The sequence below is a fragment of the Cellulosimicrobium sp. BMG9.23 genome (assembly GCF_059159985.1).
On record NZ_JBZGBZ010000006.1, the window covers coordinates 44,834 to 65,313 of the forward strand.

At 75.1% G+C, this 20,480-nt stretch carries 19 protein-coding genes and 1 tRNA gene; 10 read left to right on the forward strand and 10 right to left on the reverse strand.

The features are described from left to right. Position 1: 1 nt before the first annotated feature. Positions 2–580, reverse strand: a complete 579-nt coding sequence (locus AC4H2G_RS10970; protein WP_494365803.1) for a YbaK/EbsC family protein — start codon at positions 578–580, stop codon at positions 2–4. A gap of 64 nt (positions 581–644) precedes the next feature. Further along, a complete protein-coding gene (locus AC4H2G_RS10975; RefSeq protein WP_494365804.1) occupies positions 645–1,205 on the reverse strand; it encodes a YbhB/YbcL family Raf kinase inhibitor-like protein in 561 nt (186 codons plus the stop codon). A gap of 289 nt (positions 1,206–1,494) precedes the next feature. Here AC4H2G_RS10975 and imuA' point away from each other — a divergent pair, with 289 nt between their 5' ends. From imuA' to AC4H2G_RS11000, 5 genes are all read left to right on the forward strand, one after another. Beyond that, positions 1,495–2,484 (forward strand): DnaE2-dependent mutagenesis accessory factor ImuA', encoded by a 990-nt coding sequence (gene imuA', locus AC4H2G_RS10980; protein WP_494365805.1) that lies wholly within the window; start codon positions 1,495–1,497, stop codon positions 2,482–2,484. After that, entirely contained in the window at positions 2,481–4,229 is a 1,749-nt protein-coding gene (locus AC4H2G_RS10985) for a DNA polymerase Y family protein (RefSeq protein WP_494365806.1), read from the forward strand. Before imuA' ends, AC4H2G_RS10985 begins: the two co-directional genes overlap by 4 nt. Further along, positions 4,229–8,557 carry a DNA polymerase III subunit alpha gene (locus AC4H2G_RS10990; RefSeq protein ID WP_494365807.1) on the forward strand — a complete coding sequence of 1,443 codons (4,329 nt, stop codon included), beginning with the start codon at positions 4,229–4,231 and terminating at the stop codon, positions 8,555–8,557. Before AC4H2G_RS10985 ends, AC4H2G_RS10990 begins: the two co-directional genes overlap by 1 nt. 76 nt (positions 8,558–8,633) lie before the next feature. Continuing rightward, positions 8,634–9,158: a hypothetical protein gene (locus AC4H2G_RS10995; RefSeq protein WP_494365808.1), complete on the forward strand. Its 525-nt coding sequence runs from the start codon at positions 8,634–8,636 to the stop codon at positions 9,156–9,158. Beyond that, positions 9,155–10,147 carry a hypothetical protein gene (locus AC4H2G_RS11000; RefSeq protein ID WP_494365809.1) on the forward strand — a complete coding sequence of 331 codons (993 nt, stop codon included), beginning with the start codon at positions 9,155–9,157 and terminating at the stop codon, positions 10,145–10,147. The genes AC4H2G_RS10995 and AC4H2G_RS11000 overlap by 4 nt, the downstream gene beginning before the upstream one ends. Positions 10,148–10,157: 10 nt before the next feature. Here the strand turns inward: AC4H2G_RS11000 and AC4H2G_RS11005 are convergent, their stop codons facing one another. The 5 genes from AC4H2G_RS11005 to AC4H2G_RS11025 form a co-directional block, all read right to left on the reverse strand. Further along, positions 10,158–10,556, reverse strand: a complete 399-nt coding sequence (locus tag AC4H2G_RS11005) for a DUF6841 family protein (RefSeq protein WP_494365810.1) — start codon at positions 10,554–10,556, stop codon at positions 10,158–10,160. A gap of 51 nt (positions 10,557–10,607) precedes the next feature. Further along, positions 10,608–11,543, reverse strand: a complete 936-nt coding sequence (locus AC4H2G_RS11010; protein ID WP_494365811.1) for a serine protein kinase RIO — start codon at positions 11,541–11,543, stop codon at positions 10,608–10,610. Positions 11,544–11,768: 225 nt separating this feature from the next. Further along, the gene (locus tag AC4H2G_RS11015) at positions 11,769–12,596 is read right to left on the reverse strand and encodes a metal-dependent hydrolase (RefSeq protein WP_494365812.1); all 828 of its coding nucleotides are present in this window, start codon (positions 12,594–12,596) and stop codon (positions 11,769–11,771) included. A gap of 226 nt (positions 12,597–12,822) precedes the next feature. Further along, a complete protein-coding gene (locus AC4H2G_RS11020; protein ID WP_494365813.1) occupies positions 12,823–13,419 on the reverse strand; it encodes an RNA polymerase sigma factor in 597 nt (198 codons plus the stop codon). Then, complete coding sequence (locus tag AC4H2G_RS11025; protein WP_494365814.1) at positions 13,398–14,054, reverse strand: hypothetical protein; 657 nt, start codon at positions 14,052–14,054, stop codon at positions 13,398–13,400. Before AC4H2G_RS11025 ends, AC4H2G_RS11020 begins: the two co-directional genes overlap by 22 nt. A gap of 128 nt (positions 14,055–14,182) precedes the next feature. On the opposite strand from AC4H2G_RS11025, the gene AC4H2G_RS11030 reads away from it, so the two are divergent. The 4 genes from AC4H2G_RS11030 (at position 14,183) to AC4H2G_RS11045 (ending at position 16,445) form a co-directional block, all read left to right on the forward strand. Further along, entirely contained in the window at positions 14,183–14,581 is a 399-nt protein-coding gene (locus AC4H2G_RS11030) for a DoxX family protein (protein WP_494365815.1), read from the forward strand. 150 nt (positions 14,582–14,731) lie between these two features. Then, positions 14,732–14,863, forward strand: a complete 132-nt coding sequence (locus tag AC4H2G_RS11035; protein ID WP_494365816.1) for a hypothetical protein — start codon at positions 14,732–14,734, stop codon at positions 14,861–14,863. 221 nt (positions 14,864–15,084) lie between these two features. Next, positions 15,085–15,155, forward strand: a tRNA-OTHER gene (locus AC4H2G_RS11040). Positions 15,156–15,272: 117 nt separating this feature from the next. Further along, the gene (locus AC4H2G_RS11045; RefSeq protein WP_494366108.1) at positions 15,273–16,445 is read left to right on the forward strand and encodes an RtcB family protein; all 1,173 of its coding nucleotides are present in this window, start codon (positions 15,273–15,275) and stop codon (positions 16,443–16,445) included. 101 nt (positions 16,446–16,546) lie between these two features. On the opposite strand, the gene AC4H2G_RS11050 is transcribed toward AC4H2G_RS11045, so the two are convergent. Genes AC4H2G_RS11050 through AC4H2G_RS11060 form a run of 3 tightly spaced genes read right to left on the reverse strand, consistent with a single transcriptional unit; the run spans position 16,547 to position 19,660 of the window. Continuing rightward, the gene (locus tag AC4H2G_RS11050) at positions 16,547–17,425 is read right to left on the reverse strand and encodes a DUF2705 family protein (RefSeq protein ID WP_494365817.1); all 879 of its coding nucleotides are present in this window, start codon (positions 17,423–17,425) and stop codon (positions 16,547–16,549) included. Further along, on the reverse strand, positions 17,412–18,398 hold the full coding sequence (locus AC4H2G_RS11055; protein ID WP_494365818.1) for an ABC transporter ATP-binding protein: 987 nt from the start codon (positions 18,396–18,398) through the stop codon (positions 17,412–17,414). The genes AC4H2G_RS11050 and AC4H2G_RS11055 overlap by 14 nt, the downstream gene beginning before the upstream one ends. Next, on the reverse strand, positions 18,395–19,660 hold the full coding sequence (locus AC4H2G_RS11060) for a LolA family protein (RefSeq protein WP_494365819.1): 1,266 nt from the start codon (positions 19,658–19,660) through the stop codon (positions 18,395–18,397). Before AC4H2G_RS11060 ends, AC4H2G_RS11055 begins: the two co-directional genes overlap by 4 nt. A gap of 104 nt (positions 19,661–19,764) precedes the next feature. Between AC4H2G_RS11060 and AC4H2G_RS11065 the strand changes: the two genes are divergently transcribed. After that, positions 19,765–20,472, forward strand: coding sequence for a response regulator transcription factor (locus AC4H2G_RS11065; RefSeq protein WP_494365820.1), 708 nt, complete (start codon positions 19,765–19,767; stop codon positions 20,470–20,472). The last annotated feature ends 8 nt before the right edge of the window (positions 20,473–20,480 follow it).

Below are 20,480 nucleotides of genomic sequence, written 5' to 3' on the forward strand. Positions count from 1 at the left end.
GTCAGGGGACGAGGGTCGCGAGGTCGTCGACGACCTCGACGCCCGGCAGTCGACCGAGCAGCGCGCCCGGCAGGAGCAGCTTCGAACGGCGCACCCCGCTGCCGATCAGCGCGAGCTCACCGTCGGTCGCGACGCGCGCGTCGACGAGGACCCGCCATCCCTCGGGCAGCCCGACCGGCGTGATGCCGCCGTACTCCATGCCGGACTCGGCCGTCGCGCGGTCGGTCGGCAGGAACGACGCCTTGCGCACGTCGAGGAGCTTGCGGAGGCGCGTGTTGACGTCGGCGCGCGTGTGCGCGCGCACCACGGCGGCGGCGACGCGCTCGTCGCCCGCGCGCGAGCCGCCCACGACGACGCAGTTCGCCGACGCCTCGACGGGCAGCGCGAACGTCTCGTTGAGGGTCGCGGTGTCCGCGAGGCCGGGGTCGATCTCGGTGACCGCCACCAGGGCGACGACGTCGGGGTCGACGTCGGCCCAGCGGCGCAACGCGTCCGCCGTCACGGGTGCGACGAGGTCGAGGTGGTCGAGAGCGGGCTCCCAGCGCAGGGAGCCGAGCGTGGGCAGGGCGGGGGCGTCCATGGGTCCTTCCGGTGGTCGGCAGAACGGCGCGGCGTCCGGCCGGAGGGCGGTCATGCGGCGGCGGTCAGTCCTGCGCCTGGTGCGTCACGGTCAGGGTCGCGCGGGCGAGCGTGCGGAACAGCGCGTTGAACGCTACCGCGGTCGGCGTGGCGTCGGGGCCGAGTCCCGCGGTGTCGGCGAGCGAGTCGACGTCGAGGGCGTGCACGGCGAACACGTAGCGGTGCGGACGGTCCCCGGCGGGCGGCGCGGCGCCGGTGTAGCCCGGCTCGCCGCCGTCGTTGCGGACCTGGAACGCGCCGTCGGGCAGGCCGGAGCCGTCGGGGGCGCCGGCGCCGCTCTCGAGCGACGTCACGGTGGCGGGGACGTCGGCGACCGTCCAGTGCCAGAAGCCGGCGGGGGTCGGGGCGTCCGGGTCGAAGCACGACACGACGAACGAGCGCGTGCCCTGCGGGGCGCCGGACCACGCGAGAGCGGGGGACCGGTCGCCCTCCGCGGCGACGTGCGCGGCGGGCATGGGCTCGCCGTCGGTGAGGTCGGTGCTCGTGAGCGCGAAGGACGGCACCGCGGGGAGGCGGTCGTAGGGGTCGGGGGCGGTCGGACGGGAGTCGAGGTCCACAGAGGTCATGGCCACATCGTGCCGAACCGGACGGTCACAGGCATCTCGCGGAGCGCGGCGCCGGGTCCGGAGAAGAGTGAGGCTCAGGTGGAGGTCGAGGGTTCGGGGACCACGCGGAGAACATTCGAGCGGTGGTCGAGGGTTGACGAGGAGCATTCGGACGAAGGCGACGACCCGCCCCTGCGGAGTTGACAGGGTCGCCGGGGCGGTCGAACACTGGAGATGTTCGAACATCTGTTCGAACTCGGCTTGTCCCCCTGGGACGGCGCGGTGAGCACGAGCAGGACCTGGAGGCGAGATGACCGTCCTCGCCGATCCGGCCGAGCGCCCGACGCCTCCGGTCGGCCCGACGGCTCCGGCCGCAGGCCGGGCCGATCGCGCCGCACTGGCCCGGGCCGCCCTGCGCCGGGCGGAGGAGCGGGCCGGCGTCCGCCACCACGACCGCCGTCGCCCTCTCGCGACGCCGCCCCTCGCTCCCGTCACGCCCGTCGCCGTCGTCCACGACCGCGCCACCGACGTGCGCACCGCCGTGCCCGACGGGCGCACCGACGCGCGGACCGTACCCACCGTGCCGGCGGTGCGCGTCCCGCCGCGCGAGCCGTCGCGGACGACGGCGCCCGACGAGCGGTCGTGGCCCGTGCAGGACGCGCTCGCGCCCCTCCTGCCCACCGGCGCGCTCCAGCGCGGCACGGTCCTCGCCGTGCGCGGCTCGACGAGCCTGCTGCTCGCGCTCGTCGCGGGCGCGTCGGCGGCCGGGGCGTGGACGACGGCGGTCGGTCTGCCCGACGTCGGGCTGCTCGCCGCCGCGGACGCCGGCGTCGACCTCGGCCGCCTCGCGCTCGTGCCGCACCCGGGGCCGGACGCCGCGGTCGCCCTCGCGGCGCTCGTCGACGGGATGGACGTCGTGGTCGTCGGACCGGCGGCGACGCTCGTCGACGCCGACCGTCGTCGCGTCGTCGCGCGGGCGAGGGAGCGCGGCACGGTGCTCCTCGCCGCGACCACGTGGCCCGGGGCGCACGTCGCGCTCACCGTGACGGGCGGGGCCTGGTCGGGCGCCGACCACGGCGCGGGCTGGCTCCGTCGCCGCACGCTGCACGTCGAGCGCGCGGGGCGCGCGGGCGCGGCGCGGCCGGTCCGCCTCGAGGTCGAGCTGCCGCTCGGCCGCCGGGACTGGCCCGCGTACCTCGTCGAGCGCGACGGCGCGACGGCGGACCCCGCGGACCGGCGGACGGCCGACGACCAGGTCGCCCTGACGCAGCGCACGGACCGGCTGAGGCTCGTGGGATGACCGGCCGCCCGACCCGTGGGCCGCGCCGGGCCTCCGAGCAGGCCGGGCAGGCCGCGACCGACGTGGGCAGGGCGCCCACGCGCACCGCCGCCCTGTGGGTCCCGGACTGGCCCGTGCTCGCCGCGATGGCCGTCCGCGAGATCCCCGCGCACGTGCCGGCCGCGACGCACGACGGCCGCCGCGTCGTCGCCGTCTCGGCCACCGCGCGGGCCGCCGGGGTGCGCCGGGGGATGCGGCGCCGTCGGGCCCGCGAGTGCTGCCCCGAGCTCGAGCTGCTCGACGTCGACGACGCGCGCGACGCCCGCGAGTTCGAGCCCGTGGCGCTCGCGGCGGAGTCCGTCGTCGCCGGGCTGGAGATCACCCGGCCGGGCCTGCTGCTCCTGCCCGCCGCCGGCGCGAGCCGCTACCACGGCTCCGACGCCGCGCTCGCGGAGGCGCTCGTGGCGCGCGTCGTCGAGCGCACGGGCCACGAGGCGCAGGTGGGCGTCGCGGACGGCATCCTCGCGGCGGTGCTCGCCGCGCGCTCGTCGGTGACGGTGCCGCGGGGCGAGGCCGCGGCGTTCCTCGCGCCGCGCCCCGCGTCCGACCTCGTCCACGTCGCCACCCGGCCCGACGTCGCGGTCGCGGTCGCCGAGCTCGTCCAGCTCCTCGACCGCCTCGGCGTCCGCACGCTCGGCGCGCTCGCCGCCCTGCCCGCCGCGACCGTCGAGGGGCGCTTCGGCGAGACCGGCGCGTGGGCGCACCGCCTGGCGCGCGGCGAGGACCTGCGCCCGCCCGCCCGTCGGCGCGTCGAGGCGGACGTCGCCGTCGCCACCGAGCTCGACCCGCCCGCCGAGCGCGTCGACGTCGCGACGTTCGCCGCGCGCCGCCTCGCGGAGGACCTGCACGACCAGCTCGTTACCCGGTCCCTCGTCGCCGGGAGGCTGCGCATCACCGCGCGCACCACCGAGGGCGACGACCTCGAGCGCACGTGGCGCCTCGACGGCCCGACGGGCGTCCTGAGCCCGGCCCGCATCACGGACCGGGTGCGCTGGCAGCTCGAGGGCTGGCTCACCACGTCCTCGCTCCGGGCTGCCGGGCGGTCCGGCGGTGCCGCCGCCGTGCCCGACGGCGCACCCCTCGCGCGCCTCGCCCTCACCGCCGAGGAGGTCGTCCCGGCGGGCGCCGAGCAGCCGCGCCTGTGGGGCGCGTCCAGCGGCGAGGACCAGCGTGCCCACCGTGCGCTCGGTCGCGTCCAGGGGCTGCTCGGCGGCGACGCCGTGCTGCGCGCGCGCGTCCAGGGCGGCCGCGACGCGACCGACCGCGTCCACCTCGCCCCGTTCGGCGAGGACGTCGCGCTCCCGCGCGACCCCGCCCGGCCCTGGCCGGGCGCGCTGCCCAGCCCGGCGCCCGCCGTCGTGCCCACCGCGCCGCAGGACGTCGTCGTGCTCGACGACGCCGCGCGCCCGGTCGTCGTCGACGCGCGCCTCGCGATGAGCGGCGAGCCGGCGACCGTGCGGTGCCCCGCGGACGAGGCGACCGGGACGGACCGGCGGGCGCCGGAGAGGACGGACCGACCGCTGCCGGAGGGCGCGGGGGAGGAGCGCGTCGTCGTCGACTGGGCCGGGCCGTGGCCCGTCGCCGAGCGGTGGTGGACCCCCGCGCCCCGCCGCCGCGTCCACCTCCAGGTGCTGCTCGACGACGGCCGCGGGCTGCTGCTCGCGAGCACGCGCGGTCGCTGGACCGTCGAGGGGGTGTACGACTGATGGCCGCCCGCCCGCCCGCCCGTCCAGGAGCCCGGTACGCCGAGCTGCACGCCCACTCCGCGTTCAGCTTCCTCGACGGCGCGTCCCATCCCGAGGAGCTCGCCGCCGAGGGTGCGCGCCTCGGGCTGTCCGCGCTCGCGATCACCGACCACGACGGCCTCTACGGCGTCGTCCGGTTCTCCCAGGCCGCCGCGAAGGTGTCGCTGCCCACCGTCTTCGGCGCGGAGCTGCACCTGCCGGTCCCGGCCGGCTCCGGCGTGCCCGGAGAGGCGGCCGGAGGCCCGGTCGGGCGCGGGGCGCAGCGCGGGAGACGCGCGCCGTCGGGCGCACCGGTGCTCGACCCGCCCACCGGCGTGCCCGACCCGCGCTCCACCCACCTGCTCGCCCTCGCGCGCGGGCCGCAGGGCTACCGGAACCTGTCGCGCGCGATCGCCACCGCGCACCTCGCGACCGGGACCAAGGGCGCCGCCGACTACCGGCTCGAGGAGCTCGGGCACGAGGCCGACGGGCAGTGGCTCGTCCTCACCGGGTGCCGCAAGGGCGCCGTGCGCCGGGCGCTCGTCACCTCCGGGCGCGCGGAGGCCCGTCGCGAGCTCGACCGGCTCGTCGCCGTCTTCGGCGCCGGGAACGTCGCCGTCGAGATCACCGCCCACGACGACCCGCGCACCGCCGACCTGCACGACGCGCTCGCCGACCTCGCCGCCGACGCGCGGCTCCCGCTCGTCGCGACGACCGCCGCCCACTACGCCCGGCCCCGCGACGCCGACCTCGCAGGGGCGCTCTCGGCCGTGCGCGCCCGGTCGTCGCTCGACGACATGGACGGCTGGCTGCCCGGCGCCCCCACCGCGCACCTGCGCTCCGCGGCCGAGATGCTGGCGCGGCACCGCCGGTACCCGGAGGCGGTCGCGACCGCGGCGGCGCTCGGCGACGAGTGCGCGTTCGACCTGAGCCTCGTCGCACCCCGGCTCCCGCCCTACCCCGTGCCCAAGGGCCACACCGAGGCCACGTGGCTGCGCGAGCTCGTGCGGCGCGGGGCCGAGGGGCGGTACGGGCCACGTCCCCGGCCCGGCGAGAGCGAGCGCGTGCCCGGCGCGTGGCGGCAGATCGACCACGAGCTGAGGGTCATCGAGGACCTCGAGTTCCCCGGGTACTTCCTCGTCGTCTACGACCTCGTCGAGTTCTGCCGGGTCAACGGCATCCTCGCCCAGGGCCGCGGGTCCGCCGCGAACTCCGCCGTCTGCTACGCGCTCGGCATCACCGCCGTCGACGCCGTGAAGCACGGCCTCCTGTTCGAGCGCTTCCTCGCGCCCGAGCGCGACGGCCCGCCCGACATCGACGTCGACATCGAGTCGGAGCGGCGCGAGGAGGTCATCCAGCACGTCTACGGGAAGTTCGGCCGCACGCACGCCGCGCAGGTCGCGAACGTCATCTCCTACCGTCCCAAGTCCGCCGTGCGCGACGCCGCGCGGGCGCTCGGGTACGACGTCGGGCAGGCCGACGCCTGGAGCAAGTCCATCGAGCGCTGGGGCTCCCTGCGCGGACCGGACCCGTCGTCACCGGCGGCGGACCGCGCGGCCAAGGAGCGGGACATCGCGACGAAGACCGCCGAGAAGGACGCGCGCGTCGCGGCGCTCTGGGGTCCTGGTGTCGATGAAGCCGGTCGCCCGTCGGGGTCACCTGGGAGGGAGGTGGGGGTGGCGCGCGCGGCCTACCATCCGCGGGCCTCGTCCCTCGGCCCGCTCCCGCCAGACCCGACCACGGCCGCGCGCGCCACCCCCACCTCCCCACGCACCGGCACCTCCCGGGACGGCGCCTCGCGCGACGACGGCCTCACCTCCCCACGCACCGGCACCTTCCGGGACGGCGCCTCGCGCGACGACGGGGCCACCTCGGCGTCGGGCGTCGCCACCGGGGCCACGCCCGGTGGGCGCGGTGAGCGGCCGCACGTCGGGCACCGGGGCGACTGGTCGCCCGACCTGACGGGCCGGGCGATGCGGCCGCGCGTCGTCGACCCGCTCGCTGAGGACGACGGTGCTGCTCGCCGGAGGGAGCAGGCGGGGGGCACCACCGACCAGGGCGACGTGCACGGCAGAGGGCGGGGGGTGGGGACCGCCGAGGGCCGTGGTCGGGCCTGGCGGGAGGACCCGAGGAACGAGGGTCCGGATGGTAGGCCCGAGCGCGGTCCCCACCCCCCGGCCGGAGGCGACCGGGAGCGCGGTGACCACAGGATCGGTGACCACAGGATCGAGGGGGCGCTGCGCGCGGACGACACGCACGACGTCGTGCCCGAGCAGCGGCCTCCGTCCGCCGCAGAGGACGGTGAGATCCCCGACGAGGTGCTCGACCTCGCGGACCGGATGCTGCGTCTGCCGCGGCACCTCGGGATCCACTCGGGCGGCATGGTCATGTGCGACCGCCCGGTCATCGAGGTGTGCCCGGTCGAGTGGGCGCGCATGGAGGGGCGCACGGTCCTGCAGTGGGACAAGGAGGACTGTGCCGACGCGGGGCTGGTGAAGTTCGACCTGCTGGGGCTCGGGATGCTCACGGCGCTGCGCATCGGCTTCGGCCTGGTCGAGCAGCACGAGGGGTCGCACCTGGAGCTGCACACGCTGCCCGAGGACGACCCGGCGGTGTACGACCTGCTGTGCGCGGCGGACACCGTGGGCGTGTTCCAGGTGGAGTCGCGCGCCCAGATGGCGACGCTGCCGCGGCTGCGACCGCGAAAGTTCTACGACATCGTCATCGAGGTCGCGCTCATCCGCCCGGGACCGATCCAGGGCGGGTCCGTGCACCCGTACATCAACCGGGCGCGTGGGCGGGAGCCGGTGACGTTCCTGCACCCGCTGCTGGAGAACTCGCTCGGCAAGACGCTCGGCGTGCCGCTGTTCCAGGAGCAGCTCATGCAGATGGCGATCGACGTCGCGGGCTTCTCGCCGGCCGAGTCGGACCAGCTGCGGCGGGCGATGGGGTCGAAGCGCTCGGTCGAGCGCATGGAGGCGCTGCACGGGCGGCTCCTCGAGGGCATGGCGAAGAACGGCGTCTCCCGGGACGTGGGCGAGCAGATCTACGACAAGCTCAAGGCGTTCGCGGACTTCGGGTTCCCCGAGTCGCACGCGTACTCGTTCGCGTTCCTCGTGTACGCGAGCTCGTGGCTCAAGGTGCACCACCCCGCGGCGTTCTACGCGGGGCTGCTCGCGGCGCAGCCCATGGGGTTCTACTCGCCGCAGTCGCTCGTGGCCGACGCGCGGCGCCACGGCGTGACGGTGCTGCGCCCGGACGTCAACGCGTCGGGCGTCGAGGCGACGGTCGAGCGGCTGCCTGCGGACGGGGACGCGGGAAGGGGCGGGGACCGCGCTCGGGCCTACCCTCCGGACCCTCGTCCCTCGGGTCCTCCCGCCAGGCCCGACCACGGCCCTCGGCGGTCCCCGCCCCCTCCCGTGCCGGTCGCGGGACCTCCGCGGATCGACACCGCGTTCGGGCCCGAGCCGGACCTCGGGCTCGCGGTGCGGCTCGGTCTCGCGAGCGTGCGGGGACTGGGGAAGCAGGCCGCCGAGCGGATCGTCGCGGCGCGGGACGGGACGGGCGCCGAGGGCGCCGCGACCTCGCCCGCCGGCCCGGCGGCGTCGTGGGCCGACGACGGGCCTCGCCCGTTCACCGACCTGCGCGACCTCGTGCGGCGCGTCGACCTCACGACCGCCCAGCTCGAAGGGCTCGCGACCGCGGGCGCGACGGAGTCGCTCGGGACGTCGCGACGCGAGGCGCTGTGGGCCGCGGGCGCGCTGTCCCAGGAAGGACCGGACACGCTGCCGGGCGTGAGCGTCGGCGTCGAGGCACCGCCGCTGCCCGGCATGACCGACGTCGAGACCGCCGTCGCCGACGTGTGGGCCACGGGGGTGTCGACCGACTCCTACCCGACGCAGTACGTGCGCGACGGTCTCACCGCAGCCGGGGTGCTCACCGTCGCGGGCGCGGTGCGCGCCGCCGAGGAGATCGAGCGCGCGGACGAGGCCGAGCGGGCTGCGGGGGAGGGGCCCGGGACCCGCGCACGGCCGGGGTCGCGCGTCGCCGTCGGGGGGGTCGTGACCCACCGGCAGCGCCCCGGCACGGCGCGCGGCGTGACGTTCCTGTCCCTCGAGGACGAGACGGGCATCCTCAACGTCGTCTGCTCGGCCGGGCTCTGGCGCCGGTTCCGCAAGGTCGCGCGGGCCTCTGCGGCGATGGTCGTGCGGGGCCGGCTCGAGCGGGCCGACGGCGCGACGAACCTCGTCGCGGAGCACCTCGCCCCGCTCTCGCTCCAGGTGTCGACGACGTCCCGCGACTTCCGCTGAGGTGCGCGCCGTCCGGTATCACGCGTCCCGCGGGGCTGCTCCCTCCTCGTAGGAGGACCACGGGAAGGACCGGGCCATGTCGACGGAGACAGGACAGGGCGGACGACGCCGGTCCCCGCGTCGCGTCACCACCGCGCTGCTGACGGCCGGGGTCGTGTGCGCGGGTGCGGCGTGCAGCTGGGACGGTGAGAAGCCCGCACCGGACACCGAGACGGCGACCGACGGCGCGGCACCCCCGGCGCAGGGCGGAGCGTCCGGCGGCTCGCCCGTCCGGATGGGGACCGCGGCGCAGCAGATCGGCATCGAATTCGCCGAGGTGCGCGCCAGGTTCCTCGACGAGATGACGGCGAACTGTGGCGGGGAGCTGTGCGTGACCGTCGTCTCGGACCCCGCCGACGTCGGGCCCGGCTGCCTCTACGACGGCTCCGACCCGGCGTGGCGCGAGGACCTCACGGTCGAGCGATGGTCGACCGTCGTCCTCCTGGCGGACTGCAGCGCGACCACCACGGAGCCCGGCACGACGGATCCCGGCACGACGGATCCCGGCACCACGGACCCCGGCACCACGGACCCCGGCACCACGGCGGGCGACGGGCCGTGACCGAGCGTCCTCCGGCGGACCCCGGCGCTGCCCGCCCGGCCGACGCCCGGCCATCGGAGGACGCCGACCCGAGCACCGACGTGCCGCGTCTCGCACGGATCGTGACGGAGGTCGTGGCTCCTGCGGGACTGCTCACGGCGCTGCTCTACTTCTTCGGCCGCCAGCGCGCCATGTTCTTCTACCAGTACTTCGGCGTCGACGTCACGGCCCTCCAGCTCACGTCGACGGACTACCTGGTGCTCGCCCAGGACGGCTTCCTCCTCCCGCTCGCGGTGGTGGCGGTCGTCGTCCTGGTCGCGGTCTGGGTGCGCGGCGGCTCGGTCCGCGCGGGCGAGCGGCGCCTGCATCCGCGCGCGCTCCTCGGCGTCGGCGTGGTCGGAGCGGTCCTCGTCGGGTTCGGGCTCTTCCAGGCCGTCTGGCCGGGACGAGGGCTCGCCGACGGCGTCCCGTCCTGGCTCGCGCCGCTCTGCCTCGCGCTCGGGCTCCTGGTCCTGGTCGCCGTCATCAGGAGGTGGCGCGACGCGCTCCGTCGTTCCCGCCCGGAGTGGCGTCCACCGTCCGTCGCCGCGCGCCTCACCGAGTGGGCGGCTGTGTTCACGCTCGTGGCGGTCGCGCTCTTCTGGGCGGTCGCGAACTACTCGGCGGACATCGGGGAGAGCCGCGGCCGTCAGTTCGAGGCCGAGCTCGCCGGGTACCCCGGCGTCGTGGTGCGCAGCACGACGGACCTGCGGCTCGTGGCACCCGGCGTGGAACCGCTGGTCTGCGCTCCGGAGGGCGCCGCCTTCCGGTACCGGTACGACGGTCTCGTCCTCGTGCAGCAGGCGGGCGGGACCTACTTCCTCGTCCCCCGCGACTGGTCGCGTGCGGCCGGGGACTCCGCCGTGCTCGCCGTGCCGGTCACGGCCGGCGTGCGCCTGGACTACCTCCCGCCGGACCCGCAGGGCGGGGCGCCGCGACAGGGGCCGGTCGCGCCCGACGGCGGCTGCTGAGAGCCGGGCCTCACGCGCCGTCGGGCGCCTCCGTGACGACGACGCACACCTCGAACCCGTCCCGGGCCCGGCGCAGCAGGTAGCGCACGGTGCTCGACTCCTTCTCGTTCGCGTTCTCGTCCCGGTAGCTCCAGCGCACGCGCGCCCACAGGAGTGCGTCGCCGATCTCCTCGACGTCCTCGAGGTACGGTGCGGCGGCCACCAGCCCGCGCTCGCTGCGTCCTCGCGCGGTGTCCCGGGCGCCGTCGCGCACGGCGTCGGGGTCGGGGACGAGCCGGGACGACGTCGCGCCCACGACGAGCGCGGGGAAGGCGTACCCGTCGGCGATGGCGTCGAGGTCGCCCGTGCTCACCGCCACCCCGAACGTGGTGAGGAACGCCCGGACGTCGTCGCTGTCGTAGGACTCCATGTCCTCGTTTCTACCCTGCGGGCGGCCGCTCGGCGCGGGCGGAGGCGAGGCTCACCACGCCTGGGCGACGAGCTCCGCGAACAGCTCGTCCGCGTCGGTGCCGAGCCCGCGCGCGGCGAACCACGCGCTCATCGTCCGGCAGTCGCGCAGCAGGAGCTCGGTGCCGAACGGGTTCGCGACGAGGTCCACGACCTGCGGGAGGTCGATGACGACGAGGCGGTCCTCGTCCGCGAGCACGTTGTACGGCGACAGGTCGCCGTGCGCGTAGCCGAGCCGGGCCATGACGGCCATGGCGTCGCGCAGCTGGTCCCACCACGAGGCGAGCAGATCGGGGTCGGGCCGCGTGCGCGCGAGCCGCGGTGCGGCCTCGTGCGCGTCGCCGTCGCTCGTCCCGACGAACTCCATGAGGATCTCGCTCCCGTCGATCTGGACGGGGTAGGGGACCGGGACGCCCGCGGACCACAGCTCGCCGAGCGCCGCGAACTCCGCCGCGGCCCACTGACCCGCCGCGACCTGGCGCCCGTAGGAGCTCTTGCGGTCGAGGGCTCGTCGGTCACGCGTGCGGCGTACGTTCCGGTCCTCGGTGTAGAGGGAGTCGCGCCGGAAGGCGCGGTGGTCGAGGTCGCGGTAGCGCTTCGCGGCGAGCAGCGACCGCTGGGCGGGGTCTCCGGGAACGGCGCGTTCGACGAGGAACACGTCCGCCTCCTTGCCCGTCTTGAGGACACCCAGGTCCGTGTCGACGGCCGCGTCGGCGGTGACCACCCAGTCGGGGCAGGGATCGGGGCCCCGCTGGCCCTTCTCGACGGCGTGCCACGTCGACCACCGCTGGTCGGCGTCGAGCGCGGCGTCGAGCACGCCGACGGTCTCGCCGGCCGGCTGGTCGGCGTCGTCGCGACGGCGCAGCCGCCGTGGCGGGGGAGTGCGGGGGTCGCGCGCGAAGGTCGGAGGCAGGTACGGGTACGGGTCGGACAGGTCGTGCTCGGGCACGGTGGCTCCTTCGGGCGAGGAGCGCTCGGTGTGCCGGCCCGGCGCCGGTATGGCGCGGGCGGCGGCCGCCTCAGCGGCGTGCGGCGCTCCCGGGGGTGGTGGACACGCGGGACTGGGTCGTCCAGCTCATGGCGTTCCTCCTCTCCTCCGTGCCCGACGGCGCGGGCGGCTCGGATCAGACCGTGCCACCGTCCGGTGCGGCGGGGCAAGGCCTTTTCCGGGCGGTCAGAACGCGACGGCCACCGCGGCCTCGACCGCCTCGACGAGCCGGTCCCACGTGCCGAGCGTGTCGAAGCCCATCTGGTCGAGCGCCGACCAGGTGAACCCGACGACCGCGTAGAGCCCGACCGCCGTCGCGAGCAACCACTCGCGCACGGAGCCGGTGTCGCCGAGGAGCGGGACGGCGAAGCTGCCGCCGGGCCGCCAGACGTCGTCCACGAGGAAGGAGCGGCGGACCCAGCGCGGCGACCGCAGCTTCACGGGCCACAGCAGCGGAGCCCCGTTCGTCGTGAGCACGTCGCCGAGGATGTGCACCGTCACGCCGAGCCCGACGGCGACGGGCAGCCAGTTCCACTCCTCGGGGGAGAAGAGCGCGACGAGCGCGGCGACGGTGAGCGACGTGAGCCACGGCGCGAGCTTCCCGCGGCGCGTGAGCTTGAGGGCCTTGAGGGCGAGCGCGACGAGCAGCACCGCGAGGATGCCGCCGCCGACGTACACCGTGCCGAACGACTCGGTCTCGACGGTCACGAGCCCCGCGGCCCAGGCGAGCGCTGTGAACACCGCGATCCCGAGGAACGAGTGCGTGCCCTGTCGGTGGCCTCCGGAGATCGCCTCGACGGCGTCGGAGACCCACTCGCTGACGGGCGGCAGGGAGTGGGCGAAGGTGCCGTTGTGGTGGTCGGCGTCCGGGAGGAGCGCGGCGCCCGCACACACGACCGCCCCGGTCATCACGCCTACGGACGACACCGGGTGCAGCCCGAGGGCGAACGGGGCCGTCGACGTCATCGCGATCCAGGCCGCGGCTCCCGTCGCGGCGTGGTTGGCACCCATCATGGTGAGGCGGTCTCCTCGTCGTCGGCCCCGCCGCGTCTGTCGGCGTCGGGAGGTCTGTCCGGAACGTCCGAACCCTACCGGCCTGCGCCGACAGCGAGCGCCGTCGACCGAGGGAGCCAGGACTGGAAGAAAAGTGTGCCAAGCAGGGTTGTCAGGTACCCTTGACCTTCAGTGGCCCGGACGTGGAGGCCGGCCGACGCAGCTCGGCCTCCACGTCACGGGCGACTCAGCGGGTGGCCGCGCGCAGGAAGGCCCCAGGTGCCGCGTCGGGCTCTCGTCCGCCACGTCGATCCATCGACAGGGGCGCGTCGTCGTGCCCGAGTGCGTCGCGCAGCAGCCTCTTCGCGCGCTGGTAGCGGCTCGCGGTGGTCGAGGCGGGGAGCCCGAGGATGCGGGCGGTCTCTGCGAGAGTGAAGCCGTCCCAGTGGACCAGGCGCACGATCTCGGCGAGCTCGGGTTCGAGCCGCGCCACGGCGTCACGCACGTCAAGTCCGGTCTCGGGGGAGGGAGCGACAGGTTCGACGAGGTGCTGTCGCAGCCGGTCGCTGAGACCCGCGCGCCGCGCGCGACTGCGCCGCGTGTTGAGCAGCGTGTTGCGGGCGATGCCGAACAGCCACAGCCGGGCCTCCGGACCGTTGTCCGGCAGGTCGTCGATGCGCCTCCACGCGACCAGGAGCACCTCGCTCAAGGTGTCCTGCGCCTCGTCCTGGCCGATACGTGCCTCCACGTAGCGCAGAAGATCCCGCGCCGAGGAGGAGAGGACGTCGCTCAGGACCGCCTCGGCACGGTCGTGCCGTCCGTTCACCACTGAGCGCCGGGGCACCGGATCTCACCGCCGTAGGTGACGTCGTCTCCCGAGAGATCCACGTCGCGCCGTTCCAGCTCGCTCTCGAAGACCTTGCCGACCGCGGCGGACACGGCCAGGGAGTGCTCCATGTCGGGCGAGTGATAGAGCTCGCTCCCGTAGGGCGCGGGAACCAGGTCTCCGTGCTCGTCCACAGCCGAGTGCCCGGTGTCGTGGCGCATGCGCTCGATCTCCCCGTCCACGTCGGCCAGGGCGAGGACGTCCTGGTTGCGGAAGAGGTCTCGCGCAGCCTCCACCACCTGCGGGTCAGCTCCTCGGACGTCGCCGATGCGCTGCTCGCACGTCGCGCCGCTGGGCAGCGTGTAGGTGAAGACCACGTCCGGGTCCTGTGCCCAGGGTGACCACCCCGCCCCGGCGGCCGCGGCGGCGGCCGCTGCCGTGCCGCCGAGCCCGAGCACGGCCGCCACGGTGGCCGTGACCACGCGTGTCCGACGCGCGCGCAGTCCGGAAGCCGGGCGCGCCTCCTGACGTGCACGCACGACGAGGCTCGCGAGCTGCGCGTCGGGAATCGCTCGCGCAAGCGGTGTCGGCGGGCGCGACGCGTCGAGGGCGGAGTCGAGCAAGAGGTCGTCGCGGGGTCGTGTGCCGGTCATTTCGTCTCCCGATCGAGTGAGTGAGTGCAGACACCCCTACATGTCCGGCCGCCCCGACGGACAACGATGCCACCGTGACGGCGTCCTGCGCGGCCGCGGTCTGAGCCGCATACCGATAACGTCGACGGATGGATCGTCGTCGTGCGTCCGCAACCGGTCTCGCCGCCCTCCTCGGTTCCTCCGGGGTGCTGCACCTCGTCCGCCCGCAGGTCTTCGAGCCGCTGATCCCCCAGGCCCTCGGCTCAGCGAGGGCGTGGGTGGTGGGCAGCGGGGTGGCCGAGCTCGCGTGCGCGGTCGCGCTCACGCTGCCGCAGACCCGCCGGCTCGGGGGAGCGGCGAGCGCCGCCCTGCTCGTCGGGGTCTTCCCGGGCAACGTGAAGATGGCCCTCGACTCGCGTCCTGGCGCGCGCTCGTGGGCGCGTCGTCCGCTGGTGGCGTGGGGTCGGCTCCCGCTCCAGGTCCCGCTGGTCGCCTGGGCGATGTCCGTCGCGCGGGAACCGGTCGGGGCTGTCGGCCGCCGGGCCTGAGGGAACGCGGCCCAACGGATTGCTCGTGGCGTCCTTTTCGACGAGTTTCGAAAAACGGTTGTGCGACGTCGGTCAATGTCGTACGGTATTCCTCGGTCCATCCAGAGATGGACCTTCTGGTGCGGAGATCGACGAGAGAGGAACAGCACCGTGCGCGCATTTCATCAGCACAACCAGCAGCGTCCCGTGCTGCGGGACGAGCAGAACCTCGTCCTGCTGAGCGTGTCGCGACTGCGCCGCTCCACGTCTCCTCTCGAGCCCTCCGGTGGCTCCGTCGTCTGACCCTCGCGTCGACACGACGGGCCGCTCCGGAGAATCTCCCGGGGTGGCCTTTTTCGTGCGCCGACCGTCGGTCGGCATTGCATTCTCGCGACCATTCATCGTCCTTCTTGCCGGCGTCGTGCGTGCATCGTCCGCGCGGCCGTGGTGAATGCGTGACGGTGGCCGGGTCGCGTCCTTCGTGGTGTTCTCGTCACGACGTCTGCCCGACGTGAAGGGCACCAGCGCACGTAGCTCAGCGGAAGAGCGCCGGCCCCCGGGCCGGGCGTCGAGGGTTCGAGCCCCTCCGCGCGCACCCCGTCCCGCCACCCGGCGGGCACCATGGGATGAACGACCCGAGGAGGTCATCACCGTGAGCACCGAGGCCCACGCGTTCCCCGTCCCGCTGTCCGGCGCGAAGGCGCCCACCCTCATGTGGGCGCACGAGCACGAGGTCGAGAGCGCGGCACTCCAGCAGCTGCGCAACATCGCCGCGCTGCCGTGGGTCGAGGGTGTGCGCGTGATGCCCGACGTCCACCTCGGCAAGGGCGCGACCGTCGGCTCGGTCATCGCGATGCGCGACGCGGTCTCGCCGAACGCCGTCGGCGTCGACATCGGCTGCGGCATGATCGGCGTGCGCACCTCGCTCACGGTGGAGGACCTGCCGGACGACCTGCGCGCGGTCCGTTCGCGGATCGAGGCGGCCGTCCCCGTCGGCTTCCACGCGCACGACGAGCCGGTTGACGTGCGTCGGCTGCGGTCCATCGCCGGGACCGGTCCGGCCGAGGTCGGTCGAGGCGTCGACGCCTTCTGGTCGCGGTTCTCCGGCCTGCACGGCACGGTCTCCGACCTGGAGATCCGTGCCCGTCGTCAGCTCGGAACGCTTGGCTCGGGCAACCACTTTGCCGAGTTGTGCTCCGACACCGAGGGCCGCGTCTGGCTCCAGCTCCACTCGGGCTCCCGCAACATCGGCAAGACGCTCGCCGAGCAGCACGTGGCGATCGCCAAGCGCCTCGGGCACAACCAGGGCCTGGTCGACCGCGAGCTGGCAGTCTTCCTCGGCGGCACGCCCGAGATGGACGCGTACCTCGCGGACCTGTGGTGGGCCCAGGAGTACGCGGCGCGGTCGCGCGCGGTGATGATGACGCTCGTCGTCGACGCGGTCCGGGTGTCCTTCCCCGACCGTGAGGTCACGTTCGAGGAGGCCGTCAACGTCCACCACAACTACGTCGCGGTAGAGCACGTCGACGGCCAGGAGCTCGTGGTCACCCGGAAGGGCGCGATCCGGGCCGGCGCGGGCGACCTCGGCCTCATCCCGGGGTCGATGGGCACCGGCTCGTACATCGTGCGCGGGCTCGGGAACCCGGAGTCGTACTGGTCTGCCTCGCACGGCGCCGGGAGGCGGATGTCGCGGACGAAGGCGAAGAAGACCTTCACGCTCGACGACCTCGCCGTGCAGACGGCGGGCGTGGAGTGCCGCAAGGACGCCGGGGTGCTCGACGAGATCCCCGGCGCGTACAAGGACCTCGACGCGGTGATCGCGGCACAGTCCGACCTGGTCGAGGTCGTCGCGCGGCTCACGACGCTGCTCTGCGTCAAGGGCTGACACGGTCACCACACCGACACGTGCGGGCAGGTGCGGACACGTGCGGACACGGTCGGCGCTAGGGACCTCCCGGCGCCGACCGCGTCCGTCGTGCCGTCATCTCAGGACGACACGTCCGCCGTCGTGAACCGGCTCCAGGCGAGCGCGCCGAAGACCGCTGCCCACGCCGCCTGGACGGCGAGACCCTCGCCGAGCACCCCGAGGTCGATCTCGGCGCGCAGCAGCTCGCCGACGTCGAGCCAGTGGTGGGTGAGGAGCGCGCCGTGCACGGCGGACAGCTGCGGGAGGGCGTCGAGCACGCCGGACACGATCGCGACGACGACGGTCGCCGCCATCGCCGCCACCGGGACCTCGGTGAGCGTGGAGAAGAACAGCCCGACCGCGACGAGCCCGGTGAGCGAGAGTCCGACGTACGCGACGATGCCGGCGGTCCGCAGCACACCCTCGGCGGTCGAGACGGTGTCTCCCGACAGCAGGGTCACCTCTCCGACGCCGAAGTACGCCGCTCCCGTGACGAGCCCGGACAGGGCGATCGCGACGACGGTGCAGGCGGCGAACACGAGCACCGCGAGCGCCTTCGCCGCGAGGAGCCGGGTGCGGGGCACGGGGACGAGCAGGAGGTAGCGCAGCGTGCCGGCCTGCGCCTCGCCGGCGATCGCGTCGCCCGCGACGATGCCCACCACCAGCGGCAGCAGCAGGGGCAGGCACGCGACGAGCGCGGTGAGCACGAGGAACAGGCCGTTGCCGGTCACCCGGTCGAGGAACGGCGGTCCTCCGGCACCGACCGCGGTGTCCTGGGTCACGAAGACCACGGTGCCGATCAGCACGGGCACGAGGGCGAGCCCGACGAGCAGGACGATATTGCGTCGCCGGCCCAGGACGAGCCGCAGCTCGCTGGCGAGCAGCCGCCCGAACGCGCCGCGGGTCCGGCCGGGCGACGTCGCGGGCTCCGCGCCGGTCTCCACCTCAGCGAGCGACATCGAAACCCTCCCCGGTCAGCTCGACGAACAGGTTCTCCAGGCTCGGCCGGCGGACCTCGAGCCCGACGAGGTCCAGCCCCGCGCCGACCATCGCGGCCGAGATCTTCTCCGGCGCGACCATGCCCAGGCGCGCGGACAACGCCGTCCCCTCGGCCTGCACGTCGACCAGGCCGAGGTCCCCGAGGAGCCGGGCCGCGCCCTCGACGCACGCACGCGTGGTGCTGACGACGACCGTCGCCTCGCCGTCGGCGGCGAGTTCCTGGGGCGGCCCCTGGACGAGGAGCCGACCGCGGCTCATGACGCCGACGTGCGTGCACACCTGCTCGACCTCCCCGAGGAGGTGCGACGAGACGAGGACGGTCGTGCCGGCGTCGGCCAGCTCGCGCAGGAGGTGGCGCACCTCGCGCGTGCCCTGCGGGTCCAGCCCGTTGGTCGGCTCGTCCAGGACCAGCAGCTCGCGCGGCCGCAGCAGGGCCGCGGCCAGCCCGAGGCGCTGCTTCATCCCGAGCGAGTACTGGCGGAACGGTTTGCGCGCTGCCGCCGTGAGCCCCACTCGGTCGAGGGCCGCGGCGGCCCGGCGGTCGCGGGTCCGGGGGTCGGCGGTCGCGTCCACGGCGTCGAGCCGGTCGAGATTCGCGCGCCCGGACAGGTAGGGGTGGAATCCCGGGCCCTCGACGAGCGCGCCGACCCGGGGCAGGACGCGCGGCCCGGCCGCGGGCATCGGCTCCCCGAGGAGCGCGGCCGTGCCCGAGGTCGGGGCGACCAGTCCCAGCACCATGCGCAGCGTCGTCGTCTTGCCCGAGCCGTTCGGCCCGAGGAAGCCGTAGACGGCGCCGCGCGGCACCGCGAGGTCGACCCCGTCCACCGCGACCTGACCGGAACGGAAGCGCTTGGTCAGGCCGCGCGTGCGCACCGCGAGGTGCTCCTCGGCGGCAGCGCTCGCCGGGCTCGTCGAGCTGGTCGTGCTCGTCATGCGAGGTCGCGCAGCACCTCGGGGGGCACGGCCCCGACGAGGACGCGGCCGTCGTCGGTCACCAGCACCGAGAGGAGCGCCGAGGAGAGCAGCCGCCCCTCGGGGACCTCCTCGGTCAGCTGCTCGTAGAGCGCGGCGGCATCGATCTCCGGCAGGCCGGGCGCGGCCCCGTCCTCCCCGACGAGCTCGTCGTACAGGTCCTGGGCGCCGGCGGAGCCGAGGCTGCGCTCGGCACCGGGGAGCGCGGCCGCCGAGGCGGGGTCGCCGGCGAGCAGGCCGGCGATGTCGACGCCCTCGACCGAGACGACTGTCTCCCAGCCGGTGCCGCTCACCGAGACGCCCTCGGGCGCCACCTTGAGCGCCTCGGGGTCCGTCGACGGGTGGTCGGCCGGGTCGGGCAGCGGGACCTCGACCTCGCTCGTGGTCGCCCCGGCGGGCGCGGCGAAGTCGAAGACGGCGTCGTCCGGCGTCGCGAACGACACGTCGGTGAAGCCGATCTCGAGCGCGGGCGTCTGCGTGTCCTGCGTGCTCCACACCTGCACCCGCAGCGGCGTGAAGGTCTCCGCGTCGACCGCGACGAGGACGCGCTCCACGAGGGTGCCGTCGGTGCGCGGCACGAGACCGAGCTGGTAGGCGTCGCGGCCCGCGACCTCGGTGGCCGAGCCGACCGACAGGTCGGTCGAGAGCGCCGCGTAGGCGACCAGGGCGTCGGCCGCCTGCGCGGGCGTCGGCAGGTCGCCCGCGACGTCGGGAGCCGCACCCTCGCGTGCGGCCTCGTCGAGCTCCTCGTACGCCGCGAGGTCGTCGGGGGCGACCGTGTAGTGCACGACCTCGTCGTCGCGGCTCGAGTACGTCCAGGCCTCGGCCCCGTCCCGGACGACGGAGAACTCCGACAGGTCGCCGAGCAGCGCGGCGCGCGAGCGGTCCTCGCCGTCGGACCACAGTCGCACGGTCGAGCTGCCGCCCAGCAGGTCGAGCGGGCTCGCGCCCTGCAGCTCCTCGAGCGGCAGGTCGGGCAGACCCAGCCGTGCGGTGTGGACCACGGTCCCGGACAACGGGACCGGGTCCGCCTCCGCGACCTTCGTCAGCAGGTCGGCGGGCGTGAGCTCGGGCAGGTCGGAGTCTGCGGACGCGATGAGCGCGGGCGCCGCGAACGCTCCGGCGACGACCGCGGCGACCACGACCGGCACCGCCCAGCGCGCACGACGGGACGGTCCGTGGGCGGACTCGCGAGGGGACGTGGGGACGGGTTCGGCAGCCATGGCGTCACCGTCGCACACGGCACCTGAGGCCACGCTGAGAGAGTGACGTGCCCGGGACCGCGTCCGGCGCGCGGGAGCGTCGAGCAGGGTGCCATGCTGTCGACGTGCGAGTGCTGGTGGTCGAGGACGAGCGGGGCGTCGCCCGCGCGCTGCGGCGCGGCCTGCTGGCCGAGGGGTTCGCCGTCGACGTCGCGCTCGACGGGCGGCGAGGTCTCGCGCTCGCCGCGTCCGGCGAGTTCGACGCCGTCCTCGTCGACATCATGCTGCCCGGCCTCAACGGGTACGACGTCGTCGCCCGGCTCCGCGAGCTCCAGGTCTGGACGCCCGTGCTCATCCTCAGCGCCAAGGACGGCGAGTACGACATCGCCGACGGTCTCGACCTCGGCGCCGACGACTACCTCACGAAGCCGTTCTCGTTCGTGGAGCTCGTCGCACGCGTGCGGGCCCTCGTGCGGCGCGGGCCGCAGCCGCGACCGGCGGTGCTCACGGTCGGCGACCTCTCCCTGGACCCGGCGACACGCGTCGTGACCCAGCGCGGCTACGAGGTCGTGACCACCGCGCGCGAGTTCGCGCTCCTCGAGTACTTCATGCGCCGGCCGGGTCAGGTCCTCAGCAAGGGCGAGCTGCGCGACCACGTCTGGGACGCGGCAGGGGACGGGCTCAACGTCGTCGAGGTCTACGTCGGCTACCTGCGGCGCAAGCTCGGCCAGACGGTCATCGAGACGGTCCGCGGCGCCGGGTACCGCTTGGTGCTGGCCGCGGCGCCTGCGACGTCCGCGACGTCCGCGGCACCCGGTCCCGTCGCGCCGTGACCGGTCGC